The 12,801-nt window shown below is 53.9% G+C and carries 11 protein-coding genes; 2 read left to right on the top strand and 9 right to left on the bottom strand.

Annotation, left to right across the window (positions count from 1 at the left end):
• Positions 1 to 59: 59 nt before the first annotated feature.
• Complete coding sequence (locus U2W12_RS17645; protein ID WP_326502007.1) at positions 60 to 602, bottom strand: L,D-transpeptidase; 543 nt, start codon at positions 600 to 602, stop codon at positions 60 to 62.
• A gap of 72 nt (positions 603 to 674) precedes the next feature.
• Here U2W12_RS17645 and U2W12_RS17640 point away from each other — a divergent pair, with 72 nt between their 5' ends.
• Entirely contained in the window at positions 675 to 2,309 is a 1,635-nt protein-coding gene (locus tag U2W12_RS17640) for an alpha-D-glucose phosphate-specific phosphoglucomutase (RefSeq protein WP_326502006.1), read from the top strand.
• A gap of 50 nt (positions 2,310 to 2,359) precedes the next feature.
• On the opposite strand, the gene U2W12_RS17635 is transcribed toward U2W12_RS17640, so the two are convergent.
• Genes U2W12_RS17635 through rluD form a run of 3 tightly spaced genes read right to left on the bottom strand, consistent with a single transcriptional unit; the run spans position 2,360 to position 4,860 of the window.
• Positions 2,360 to 3,190 carry a ZIP family metal transporter gene (locus U2W12_RS17635; RefSeq protein WP_326502005.1) on the bottom strand — a complete coding sequence of 277 codons (831 nt, stop codon included), beginning with the start codon at positions 3,188 to 3,190 and terminating at the stop codon, positions 2,360 to 2,362.
• 4 nt (positions 3,191 to 3,194) lie between these two features.
• Complete coding sequence (gene pgeF / locus U2W12_RS17630) at positions 3,195 to 3,929, bottom strand: peptidoglycan editing factor PgeF (RefSeq protein WP_326502004.1); 735 nt, start codon at positions 3,927 to 3,929, stop codon at positions 3,195 to 3,197.
• Positions 3,916 to 4,860, bottom strand: coding sequence for a 23S rRNA pseudouridine(1911/1915/1917) synthase RluD (rluD, locus tag U2W12_RS17625; protein ID WP_326502003.1), 945 nt, complete (start codon positions 4,858 to 4,860; stop codon positions 3,916 to 3,918). The genes pgeF and rluD overlap by 14 nt, the downstream gene beginning before the upstream one ends.
• Before the next feature lie 240 nt (positions 4,861 to 5,100).
• Between rluD and U2W12_RS17620 the strand changes: the two genes are divergently transcribed.
• Entirely contained in the window at positions 5,101 to 5,943 is an 843-nt protein-coding gene (locus U2W12_RS17620; protein ID WP_326502002.1) for an outer membrane protein assembly factor BamD, read from the top strand.
• A 119-nt stretch (positions 5,944 to 6,062) separates the two neighbouring features.
• Here the strand turns inward: U2W12_RS17620 and phoU are convergent, their stop codons facing one another.
• The 5 genes from phoU to U2W12_RS17595 all read right to left on the bottom strand — a co-directional run bounded on the left by phoU (position 6,063) and on the right by U2W12_RS17595 (position 12,735).
• The gene (phoU, locus tag U2W12_RS17615; protein WP_326502001.1) at positions 6,063 to 6,779 is read right to left on the bottom strand and encodes a phosphate signaling complex protein PhoU; all 717 of its coding nucleotides are present in this window, start codon (positions 6,777 to 6,779) and stop codon (positions 6,063 to 6,065) included.
• Between the two features lie 11 nt (positions 6,780 to 6,790).
• Positions 6,791 to 7,624, bottom strand: coding sequence for a phosphate ABC transporter ATP-binding protein PstB (gene pstB / locus U2W12_RS17610; protein WP_326502000.1), 834 nt, complete (start codon positions 7,622 to 7,624; stop codon positions 6,791 to 6,793).
• A gap of 5 nt (positions 7,625 to 7,629) precedes the next feature.
• The gene (pstA, locus tag U2W12_RS17605) at positions 7,630 to 9,285 is read right to left on the bottom strand and encodes a phosphate ABC transporter permease PstA (protein WP_326501999.1); all 1,656 of its coding nucleotides are present in this window, start codon (positions 9,283 to 9,285) and stop codon (positions 7,630 to 7,632) included.
• Positions 9,282 to 11,558: an ABC transporter permease subunit gene (locus U2W12_RS17600; RefSeq protein WP_326501998.1), complete on the bottom strand. Its 2,277-nt coding sequence runs from the start codon at positions 11,556 to 11,558 to the stop codon at positions 9,282 to 9,284. The genes pstA and U2W12_RS17600 overlap by 4 nt, the downstream gene beginning before the upstream one ends.
• A 193-nt stretch (positions 11,559 to 11,751) precedes the next feature.
• Positions 11,752 to 12,735: a phosphate ABC transporter substrate-binding protein PstS family protein gene (locus U2W12_RS17595; protein WP_326501997.1), complete on the bottom strand. Its 984-nt coding sequence runs from the start codon at positions 12,733 to 12,735 to the stop codon at positions 11,752 to 11,754.
• Positions 12,736 to 12,801 lie beyond the last annotated feature (66 nt).

The following is a 12,801-nucleotide window of genomic DNA, read 5'->3' as shown; positions in this document are numbered from 1 at the left end:
CGACTACAAAAACAAATTAACCGAAGAATATCATATCACAAAACAAATGTATTGCTAACTTATTTTATCTTTACAACCATCCCCGGTTCCACGTACCGGCTCAAATGGTCGATCTGATTATTGGTCATGGCGATACAACCATGCGTCCAATTCATGCTGCGGTGGATTGTTTCATCCGCCGCTCCCAGTCCGTGTATGCCGATTTGCCCGCCTAAGGGGGTATTCTGCGGCGGAATCTGATTACTCTCAATCGCTTCCACGATCCGTTCGTAAGTTTGCATATTGATGATCCCTTTGATCAAGGCAGTACGCGCATCCTGGGCATTAGGATAAGTCAGTCCGAAAAACCGACGGAAATTGCTTCTTTCGCCGACCCAGCCGATCCGATAATCGCCGAAAGGCGTGACATCGTCGCCACGATGGGTTTTATAGCCGGCGCCGCCCCGGCCAATCGCAATATCGCTGATCGTGTCTACTGTACGCTCGCCTTTTTTGACCTCAATCTTAAGAGCGGTCGTATCGACCAGAAGCCAAACATCGCTATCGGCACCCGCGACGCCTGTATACAAACTATAAAACAATAACAAACAAATTCGCAACATACCCTACTACACTCAACAGGAATTTTGGTGTATTTTAACCTCTCCGGTCAATCGTCGCACTTAGGATTCATTATGCAGATAAATACAATAACAACTCAACCTTACAACGATCAAAATCCTGGTACATCCGGACTTAGAAAAAAAGTTAGAGTCTTTCAAGAGCAAGGTTACCTCGAAAACTTCGTGCAGTCAATTTTCGACTCGCTCGATGACATTGTCGGCAAAACCTTGGTTCTCGGCGGCGATGGCCGCTATTTCAATCGGCAAGCGATCCAAACGATCATCAAAATGGCGGCGGCGAACGGCTTTGCTGAACTGATTATAGGCCAAGGCGGCCTGTTGTCCACCCCTGCGGCCTCGCACATCATTCGAAAATACGGTGCCTATGGCGGCCTGATCCTATCAGCCAGCCACAATCCGGGCGGACCGGACGAAGATTTCGGCATCAAATACAATGTCGGCAATGGCGGCCCGGCGCCCGAAAAGTACACCAGCGCGTTTTACCAGCGCAGCCTGACCATCGACAGCTATAAAATCGCCGACATCGCCGACCTCGATCTCGACACGGTCGGCAGCACCCAGATCGATGGATTGAAAATTAGGATCATCGATCCGGTCAGCGATTATGCGGAATTAATGCAATCGATTTTCGATTTCAATCTGCTGAAACAAAGCATCGGCTCCGGCTACATCACTCTGCGCTTCGATGCGATGCATGCAATTACCGGCCCTTACGCCAAACGCATTCTAGTTGACATGCTTGGCGCGCCAGCCGATTCGGTGATCAATGCGACGCCTCTGGAAGACTTCGGCGGCGGCCATCCCGATCCGAATCTCGCGCATGCGCATGAACTGGCCGTACTGATGTTCGGCCCGAATGCGCCAACCTTCGGCGCCGCTTCGGACGGCGACGGCGACCGCAACATGATCACCGGCAGCAATATCTTTGTCACCCCAAGCGACAGTTTGGCGATCATGGCGGCAAATGCACGGATGATTCCGGCTTATGCCAAGGGACTCAGCGGCGTCGCGCGCTCGATGCCGACCAGCCAGGCGGTGGACAGGGTCGCGGCCGCCTACAAAATGCCTTGTTTCGAAACACCGACCGGTTGGAAGTTTTTCGGCAACCTGCTCGATGCCGGCAAAATTACGCTCTGCGGCGAAGAAAGTTTCGGCACCGGCTCCGATCATGTCCGCGAAAAAGACGGCCTGTGGGCGGTTTTATTCTGGCTGAATCTGATAGCGCGCAAACGCCAGTCGGTTGCGGACATCGTACACGAACACTGGCAAAAATTCGGCAGGGATATTTATTGCCGGCACGATTACGAAGCGGTCGAAATCGGCATCGCGAACGGCATCGTCGAGCATTTGCGCAATCAACTGCCAAGCCTGCCAGGCCAAACGTTCGGCGCATTTACGGTCAAATTCGCCGATGAATTCAGTTATGTCGATCCGATCGACGGCAGCGTCAGCAAAAATCAGGGCGTCCGGGTGGGCTTTACCGACGGATCTCGGATCGTGTTCCGCCTTTCCGGCACCGGTACGGTCGGCGCGACGCTCAGAATCTATCTGGAAAAATTCGAAGCGGATGCATCAAAACATGATCAGGACGCTCAGGACGCCCTGGCAGAACTGATCACGCTGGCCGAACAATTATGCGAAATCAAAAAGCGCACTGGCAGAACGTCGCCGGATGTGATGACTTAATAGAGCGGACAAAAGCGCACGGCGAAAATCAAAAGTCTTTCGCCGTGCTTCTACACTTCAAAACTGTGCGCGAAGCCGTGCATGGCGCAGATCAACAACACGCCGGCCGCGATCAACGCGATCTGCTCCAGCGAAGCTTTTAATTCGGTCTTTTTATGTAAGGTCGGTATTAAATCGGCCACCGCGACATAGATGAAGCTCGATGCCGCCAGCGCCAGGATATAAGGCAGCATATGATGCAAATCTTCCAGGCTGAAATAGGCCAGAATGCCGCCCAAAACCGTCCCCAGGCTGGACAGGATGTTATAGAAGAGCGCCTTGGCCCTGTCATAGCCGCTCTCCAGCAGAATAGCGAAATCTCCGACTTCCTGCGGGATTTCGTGCGCCGCGACCGCTAGGCTGGTCACGATGCCGAGTTTCGCGTCGGTCAAAAAGGCCGCCGCGATCAGGATACCGTCAACGAAGTTATGAATGCTGTCGCCGAGAATGATCAGCGCGCCGGCCGAATGACGATGCCCCAGTCCGTGGCTGTGCGCATGATGGCCATGCTCGTGTTGATGCGGCTCCTCGCCATGCGCCTCGCAGGTATTGAAATGGCAATGCCGCCAGATCATCAGTTTTTCGAGCACGAAAAAAATCAGAATGCCGGCCAGAATCGTCGCGGACAACGCCCGGAACTGCTCGGGTTTGACTTCCTCGAAGGCATGCGGAATCAACCCCCAAAACGCAACGGCCAATAACGCGCCGATCGCAAAACTGATGCCGTGCGGCAGCACATGGCTTCTCTGCTTGTCCGGCAACAGCAGAAACAGCGCGGCTGCCAAGACGCTCAACACCCCACCGAGGGTTGTAAAGATGATAATCAACAACAATAAATTCACGCGTTCAATCTCTCCAGATCAATGTCGCCATTCGTCCTGTAACCGTGTCCCGGCGATAGGAATAAAACCGATCCGGCTCGGTGACCGTGCAAAACCGGCCGCCATATATGTTCGTCACACCCAGCATATTTAGCTCGATTCGCGCCAACCGATAAATATCGGCCAACCATTTGCCGCCCGCTTGCGGCTTGAAAGCATTGTCGAATGCCGGTGATTTATGCGCGAATGCGATGCGCACTTCCTCCCCGACTTCAAAAGAGCCGGGGCCTATGGCAGGTCCCAACCAACCCAACAGTTCACACTCGCCCAGCGCCGCGACCGCATTGCCGATTACGCCATTCAACAAACCGCGCCAGCCGGCATGGATCGCCGCAATTCGCAAACCGTCAACCGAACAAAGCAGAAGCGGCAAACAATCGGCGGTCATCACCGCACACACCACGCCTGGCTCGTCTGTGTAACTCGCATCCGCTTGCGGCAGGCCAACCACATCCCCCGCCTTCACGACTTGGCTACTGTGAATCTGCTCCAACCAAACCGGCTCGGACGGCAGTGCCAGCCTTTCGCGGATAAAACGACGATTGTGCATAACCGACTCGGTATCATCGCCGACATGCAAAGCGGAATTCAAGCTGTTATAAGGTCCGGCGCTGACTCCGCCGGTCCTGAGTGTTGTCGCGGCATGCACGCCGGTGGGCGCGGGCCAATCCGGAAACAGGAAAGGTTCAGCGCCGCTCATTGTCTTCCAAGGCCTCCAGCAAGCGAGCCATATCTTCCGGCAACGGCTGCTCCCATTCCAGATATTCGTCGGTGACAGGATGCAGCAGACCCAGCTTCGCCGCATGCAGCGCCTGGCGCTTGAAATTGCGCAATTCGGCTTCGAGCCGCTCGCCGCAGTTCGGCGGCATTTGAAAACGGCCGCCATACACCGGATCGCCGAGCAACGGATAGCGGATATGCGCCATGTGTACCCGGATCTGATGTGTACGCCCGGTTTCGAGCATCACCTGAATGAAAGTATGATGCGCAAAACGCTTGAGCACCCGGTAATGCGTCACCGCATGTTTTCCGGATTCCTTGACCGCATAGCGCTTGCGGTCGGTCGGATGCCGGCCGATCGGCTCATCGATCGTGCCGCCGGCGGTCATCCGGCCGCGCGCGATCGCCAGATATTCGCGGGTAATCTCGCGCTCCTGCAATTGCTGGGTCAGGCTGTTATGCGCCTGCAGCGTCTTCGCAATCATCAGGAGCCCGCTGGTTTCCTTGTCGATACGGTGCACGATGCCGGCGCGAGGCAAGGTTTCGAGATGTGGATCATGATGCAGCAAGGCATTCAGCAAAGTGCCGTCCCAGTTGCCGACCGCCGGATGCACGACAAGGCCGGCCGGTTTGTTCACCACCAGCAGACTGTCGTCTTCGTGGATGATGTCGAGCGGGATGTTTTGCGGTTCGGACTCGACCACGACCTCATCTTCCGCGTCCAGCGCGATCTCTTCGCCGCCGTCCAGTTTATCCTTCGCCTTCAACGCCCGTCCATTCACCGTCACCCGGCCCGATTTGACCCAAGCCTGCAAACGGGTCCTTGAATAATCGGCAAACACCTCGGCCAATACCTGATCCAGGCGCATTCCCGCCAATTCATATGGCACTACGGCCGTCAATCTTTCCATCACAAGCTCTTCTGATTCGCCCTGCGTTAAGTTATACTCGTTTAGTTAAGCCGGTTTGCATAGCTCAGCGTCGTTCTGAAACTTGCCTTTCTCCCTCAACATGAGAGACATGTCAATTTCAATCTTTGAGTTTAAACACTCTCACCGCAATTTTCTCCCTTTAAAAAGGGAGAAAATGTCAAGCAAGGGAATCGATAAACCGGCACGAAACCGCTCATATTACTACGTGTCGATAGCACTATGCGATTAATTTTGTTAAAAAGTTTACTTATTTGCTGGCTGGGTCTGTCGCTGACCGGCTGCGAATCGCTGAAAAATTTCTCATTCAGCAAGGATTCCGAGACAGAAGACGAATACAAAGACTGGAACGTCGAAAAATTTCGTAAGGAAGCGCAAACCGCCATCGATGCCGGCAATTACGAAAAAGCGGTCAAAATTTATGAGGCACTGGAGGCGCGCTATCCGTTCGGAGAAACGTCCGCGCAAACCCAGCTCGACGTGGCGTATGCCTATTACAAGAGTAACGATCCCGACGCCGCACTCGCGGCCGCCGACCGCTTCATCAAGGTCAATCCACGTAATCCGAGCGTCGATTATGCCTATTATCTGAAAGGGCTGGTCAACTACAACAGGGGCTTCGGCTTTGCGGACCGCTTCCTGCCGACCGACTCTTCGCAACGCGACACCACAACGGCCAAGGAAGCCTATGAGAATTTTTCGGAGCTGGTCAAACGTTTCCCGAACAGCAAATATGTACCGGACTCTAAACAACGGATGATCGCACTAAAGAACAACATGGCGATGCATGAGGTACATGTCGCCCGCTATTACATCAAACGCAGGGCTTATGTAGCCGCAGTAAACCGGGCATCGGAAGTGATCGAAAAGTACCAACGGACGACGGCGGTGCCTTTTGCCCTAGAAGTGCTGAAAGAAGCCTACGAAAAACTGGACATGCCCGACCAGGCCAACACTATTGACCGGATTTACCGGCAAAATTACCCGAGTGGCCCGCCGGTTCCGGAGCACAAGAATGCGACGTTTTCGCACAAGGTTTGGGATTTTATCGGCTTGGAAAAATAATGGGATTTGAAACTGGCGAGGAAAGATGGCTTTAGAAATGCTACGCTGCGCGGAAGCGGTGCAACCGGTGTTCCCGCGCAACACGCGGGAACACGAACGCTCGGGAAAAAAATCTAGATTTAGCCGCCCTTGACCCTCTTCTCCAGCTCTTCCCGGCTCAAATGCCGCACCGCCTCGCCCTTGACCATATAGATCAGATGCTCGCAGATATAGCAGGCATGGTCGCCGATCCGCTCCATCGCACGCACTGTCCATAACACATTGATCGTACGGGTAATATTGCGCGGGTCTTCCATCATGTGCGTGATCAGCTGGCGGATAATGCTCGCATATTCGCGATCGACATTGTCATCCAGACCGGTAATTGTCGGCACATCCTCAATACTCATACGCGCGAACGCATCGAGCGCCCGGTGCAGCATATCCTTGACCAGATTCGACATGTGCTGGATTTCATAATACTGATCGATCTTGCCGTCGCTGTCGGCCGACTGAATAGCCAATTTCGCGATTCGTTCAGCCAGATCGCCGACGATTTCGAGCTCGTTGATCACCTTGATCACGGTCAGGAGTAGCCGCAGGTCGAATGCGGCCGGCTGCCTGAGCGCCAATATTTGCGTGCATTCTCGATCGATCGAGACTTCCAGCGCATCGACCTGATTATCCTGTTTGATTACCAGTTCGGCCATTTCGATGTCGCCCGTGGAAAAGGCCTGCATCGCCAGCTCCACTTGCTGCTCGACCAGACCGCCCATCGTCAGCACTTTGTTGCGGATGTCTTCGAGTTCCTTGTTGAACTGCCCGGAAATATGGTGCCCGATTTTATTGCTGTCCATTGTCGACTCCTTTAACCGTAACGGCCGGTGATGTAATCTTCTGTCTGTTTCTTTCTGGGGTTCGTGAACAGTTCGCTGGTGGTACCCATTTCGATCAGTTCGCCCATATACATGAAGGCGGTGTAATCGGACACGCGCGCCGCCTGCTGCATGTTGTGCGTCACGATAACGATAGTATAATGCTCTTTGAGTTCGTTGATCAGTTCCTCGATTTTTAGAGTCGAGATCGGATCCAGCGCCGAAGCCGGTTCGTCGAGCAATAACACTTCCGGCTCGATCGCAATCGCGCGCGCGATCACCAGACGCTGCTGCTGACCGCCGGACATGCCGAGCGCATTGTCGTTCAGACGGTCTTTCATTTCATCCCACAGCGCCGCGCCGCGCAGCGCCTTTTCGACTGTTTCCTCGAGCGTTCTTTTGTCGTTGATGCCCTGGATCCGGAGGCCGTAAGCAACATTCTCGAAAATCGTTTTCGGAAACGGATTCGGTTTCTGGAACACCATACCGACGCGCCGGCGCAGCGACGCGACATTGACCGATTTGTCATAGATGTTCTCTTCATCCAGCAATATCCGGCCTTCGATGCGCGCGCTGTCAACCAGATCGTTCATGCGGTTGATGCAGCGCAACAGCGTCGACTTTCCGCAACCGCTCGGTCCGATGTAGGCGGTCACCTTTTGCTTCGGAATATCCATGTTGATGTTGTGCAAGGCCTGTTTCTCTCCATAAAACAGGTTCAGATTTTCGACCTTGATGCAGACTTCGGAATTCTCTTCCTGATCCCTTGGACCGCGCAGAATCGATTTCATGTCGATCGCATGGGTGCGTGCTTGCTGTGTTGTCATAATGATTAACCTTCAAGAGCTCTATATTTTTCCCTTAGATGATTGCGGATCAGGATCGCGGACAAATTGAGTCCGATAATCACCACGACCAACAACAACGATGTCGCATAAACCAAGGGCCTTGCCGCCTCGACATTCGGGCTTTGGAAGCCGACGTCATAGATATGGAAGCCGAGGTGCATGAATTTTCTTTCCAGATGCAAAAACGGGAAGTTGCCGTCTAGAGGCAGCGAAGGCGCCAGTTTGACCACGCCGACCAGCATCAACGGCGCCACCTCGCCGGCCGCCCGGGCAACCGCCAGAATCAAACCGGTCATCATTGCCGGGCTTGCCATCGGCAGCACCGTACGCCAAAGCGTTTCAAATTTGGTCGCGCCGAGCGCCAGGCTGCCTTCGCGAATCGATTTCGGAATCCGCGCCAAGCCTTCTTCGGTTGACACGATCACGACCGGCAGCGTCAATAACGCCAGCGTGATCGAAGCCCACATCAGGCCCGGCGTGCCGAACACCGGCGAGGGAGCGGCTTCCGGATAAAACAGACGATCGATTTTGCCGCCCAGAATGTAGACAAAAAACCCCAGTCCGAACACCCCGTAAACCACCGACGGCACCCCGGCCAGATTGTTCACCGCGATCCGGATCAGCCGGGTCATGAAGCCCTGTTTCGCATATTCGCGGAGGTAAACTGCAGCGATCACACCGAACGGCGTCACGATAATCGACATGATAACCACCATAAGAATGGTGCCGTAAATCGCCGGGAAAATGCCGCCTTCGGTATTCGCCTCGCGCGGGTCGTCGGTCAGAAACTCGACGAATTTGTTCAGGTAATGGCCGATTTTGCCGAATACGCTCATCTTGTTCGGCTCGTAAACCCTGACCACCTTGGCCAGCGCAATCTCGTGCTCGCTGCCGTCATCGGCCGCCGCAACAAAACTGCCCTTGCGGATGTCCTGATACAACGCGACCAATTGCCCCTGGAATTTCTTATATTCGCCATCTAAAGCCGCTTTTTCGGCGGCGATGCGCTTTTGCGCCTCCGCATCCCAGCGTTTTTCGAGTTCCAGCCTGCGCTGCTCGAGCCGCAGCCTTTCCAGACCGTAGTTGACCGCGCCGATCTGCTTTTTTTCGAGATGAGAGATCTGCTCGTAAAGGCTCAGCGCTGCCTTCAGCCGTTCCTGCAAGACCGGCATTGCATCCGGACCTTCGGCAATCACCTTGCCGCCGTCCTTGACCGCGACCAGGCGTCCGTAAAAATTGCCCCATTCGCGGCGTTCGACCGCGATCAACTCGGACGGATTGCTCTGCTGCTTGACCCGGCGTTCCTGTATCCAGCGAAAGTCCGCGCCGCTGACGTCACGGTTGCCGGTTTTGACCTGATATTGAACCAGCACGTCCTCGTCGGCGCTCATCTTAAAGCCGGTCGCTTTCGCCATTGCCGCCGGCGTGATGCTGGTATCGATCAATTCGCCGACAATGTCGCGCACTTGGCCGCTGTCTTCCTGATAGCTGAACTGTATTAGTTCGCTCGGCCAGAAGTGGCCGATGCCGCGCGCCATGATCAATCCCAATACACCCAACACCATGATCAGGCAGGCGCTGACCGCCGAAGCCGTAAACCATATCCACGGGCTGCCGCTTTTAAACCATAATTTGATCATAACGAACTGTATCTTTCGCGTAAACGCTGACGGATGATTTCGGCCAGCGTATTAAAAATGAAAGTGAACATGAACAATACCAGCGCCGCCAGAAATAACACCCGATAGTGCGTGCTGTCGACTTCCGCTTCCGGCATTTCAACAGCGATGTTCGCGGCCAGCGTTCGAAGCCCCTGAAACACGCTGAAATCCATTACCGGCGTATTGCCGGTCGCCATTAACACGATCATCGTCTCGCCGATCGCCCGGCCGAGGCCGATCATCACCGCCGAAAAAATCCCCGGACTCGCTGTCAACAGCACCACCTTAGTCACCGTCTGCCAAGACGTCGCTCCCAAGGCCAAAGAACCGACCGTCAAATGCTTCGGTACGCTGAAAACAGCATCTTCGGCAATCGAGAAAATGGTCGGCACCACCGCAAACCCCATCGCGACGCCGACGACCAGCGCATTGCGCTGGTCGTAACCGATGCCCCATTCGCGACTGAACCACTCGCGCAAGGATCCGCCAAATAAGGCCGACTCTAGCGGCACGCTGACCCAAAACGAAAACCAGCCGGTAAATAGCAGCACCGGAATCAATAACGCGCCTTCCCAACCATCGGGAATCTTATGCCGGATCGCCTTCGGGGTGAATTGCCAGACCAACCCGAACAAAAACACCCCGACCGGCAGCAGAATCAGCGTCGAAAAGATGCCGGCCAAATGTTTTTCGATGAAAGGCGCGAGCCACAAGCCCGCCAGAAAACCCAGAATGACCGACGGCAAAGCGCCCATCAGTTCGATGGTCGGCTTGACCAATTGGCGCATGGAGGGGGCCATGAAATAAGCGGTGTAAATCGCGCCCAACAAAGACAACGGCATCGCAACCAGCATCGCATAAAACGCCGCCTTCAACGTACCGAAAACCAGCGGCGTCAGACTGTATTTCGGCTCGAAATCATTCGCAGCCGAAGATGACTGCCAGATATAGTCTGGCTTTTGGTAGCTTTCGTACCAGACTTTTCCCCAAATCGATCCAAGAGAGACTTCGGGATGTTCGTTGCTGACCTTCCAAAAATGTATTTGCCCATCGCCAGACTGCATCAAAAACGTGTTTGCCCGCGGCGACAAAGCGGCCGCTACCGGCTTCACCGCAAAATTTTCCTGAAGCAAACGTCTTTCCGCGGTCGAACTGAAGATGCCCATGTTACCGCCGGCATCAAAGGTCAAGAAACCCTTGCGCCGCTGCTCGGATTCGATCGCGACGACCGGCTTATCGGAAACCTTGAACAGCCTGATTTTCTTCAGCACCACATTATTCAATTCATCCTTGCCTTTGCTCCACTGTGCAACTTGCCCCGAGGAATCGCCGACCATCAGCGACAAATCGCCGTTCAAAAACGCTAGACTGGTAATTTTGAGGCCGGCTTCGACCACGTTTTGGCGTTGCCTGAGCAGCGGCGCGCTTTTATCGGCGATATTGAAAAAACTGATACTGCCATCGCCTCCTGCCAGAAACAGATTCTCGCCGCCCTTGTCGATCAACATTTCGGTGATGTCTTCCGCCTGAATATCCAGCACCGCATCGGTACGTTGCAACGCAGCCTCTTCCGCGAACAGCGACTGCTCCTTTTCAAAATTGGCTAAATGAATCTTGCCGCCGGTTTTCGCGGTGATGACCGTCGCACCGTCTTCCCATTTGACCGCAACCTTGTCGAGAGGCATTCCCGCCTCGCCGATCATCAACGGCGCCTCGCCGAGAGGATAGTTGAGCGCAGGCGCTATCTTGCGGACATCGCGCTCGTAGGTCACCTTATATTGATCCTTGACCACGACCGCACCGCCATTCGAGAGTCCGTAAATAAAGACGCCCGCATCCGCCGGGGTGCCCGGCGCAAAACTGGTAATCGAGACGCCTTCGGGCACTGCGATAGCCTGGGTCAGCACGGTTTTGCCGGTGGCCGCTTCGAAAAACACCACCTGACCAGTGTCGGTGAAACGAGCCGCAAGCTCATTCTGTTCCTCGATTTCGATAAACAGCGTTTTACCCAGCGACTGTTCCGGCGTCGCATACTGGCTTACCCGCGTCGCCGAGGCTTCGATAAACAGTGGATAGACTACATAGAGTAGATAGAAGAAAATCAGAATGATCGCGACAAGAATTCCGAGCCCTCCGATAATGACGCCATAGCGCGCCAATGTATCCTTGATTAAACGCCAGCGCTGATAATAACCGGCAGCCGACTGTTGAATAGAACCCGGTGCGTTTCTAAGGTTGTTTATTTCAGACATGCTAAGATGCTAGCTTTTAAAAGTGACAATGATATAACAACATCGAAAAAAAACGGCCAAGATTCATTGAATAAATCTTGGCCGTCCGATCGAACCGTTGTGATCAGGGCTGGAGATGCCGACACACATTGCCGGTACTTCACTAGCTCATTTCCTTATCCCGGATTTGGGAGGAAATGCTGCGAAGTTCCAGTTATTTGAGTGCCTTCAAATACTTTTCGACTACTTGTGCAGGCAGCGGAATGTAACCGTCCTTGATCACGACTTCCTGACCTTCCTTCGATAACACCATTTTCATGAATTCATTTTCAAGCGGCGGCAATGGCTGATTAGGTTTCTTGTTCACATAGACGAACAAGTAGCGGGTCAACGGATAAGTACCGTTCAGCGCATTTTCAGGAGTCGCTTCGACATAAGCTTTGCTGCCTTTTTTGGCCAAAGGCACCATTCTGATGCCGGAGGTCGAATAACCCATGCCTGAGTAGCCGATACCGTTGGTCGAAGAAGTGACCGATTGCACGACCGACGCGGACCCCGGCTGTTCGTTTACATTGCTCTTGAAGTCGCCCTTACAAAGCGCGTGCTCTTTGAAGTAGCCATAGGTGCCGGAAACCGAGTTACGGCCATACAATTGGATGCTTTTCGAACCCCAGGCCGGAACACCCGCGTCACCCCAAGTTTCGATCTCTTTGCTGCCGCCGCATTTCAGCGTTGATGAAAAGATTGCGTCAACCTGATCCATCGACAGACCCTTGATCGGATTGTCCTTGTTCACCATTACCGCCAGCGCGTCGACGGCGACCGGAATCGCGGTCGGCTTGTAGCCGTATTTATCTTCGAAAGCCTCGATTTCGTCGTCTTTCATTTCCCGGCTCATCGGACCCAGATTCGAGGTGCCTTCAGTCAAAGCCGGCGGCGCGGTCGAAGAACCGGCGGCCTGGATCTGAATATTTACATTCGGATAAAAACGGTTGAAAGTCTCGGCCCACAAAGTCATCAGATTGGCCAAAGTATCGGAACCGACGCTAGACAGGTTGCCTGAAATCCCGCTGGCGGTCTGATAGGCGGAAAGACTCGGATCAACCACCAATTTCGCGGCCGCTTCGCTGCTCAGGGGTGCGAATGACATAGCACCCAGAGCCAAAGCCAGCGATGTTTTTTTAAACGATAATTTCATATCAACTCTCGAAAAATAGATAGGTAGATGGATTCGTTGGAATTTGTCCCGCATAGGTTAGCCATT

Origin of the sequence: Methylomicrobium sp. Wu6 (assembly GCF_035916875.1) — a bacterium.
GTDB lineage: Bacteria > Pseudomonadota > Gammaproteobacteria > Methylococcales > Methylomonadaceae > Methylomicrobium.
The sequence above is the reverse complement of the archived record's forward strand: the minus strand, read 5'-3'. Positions and strand labels throughout refer to the sequence as shown.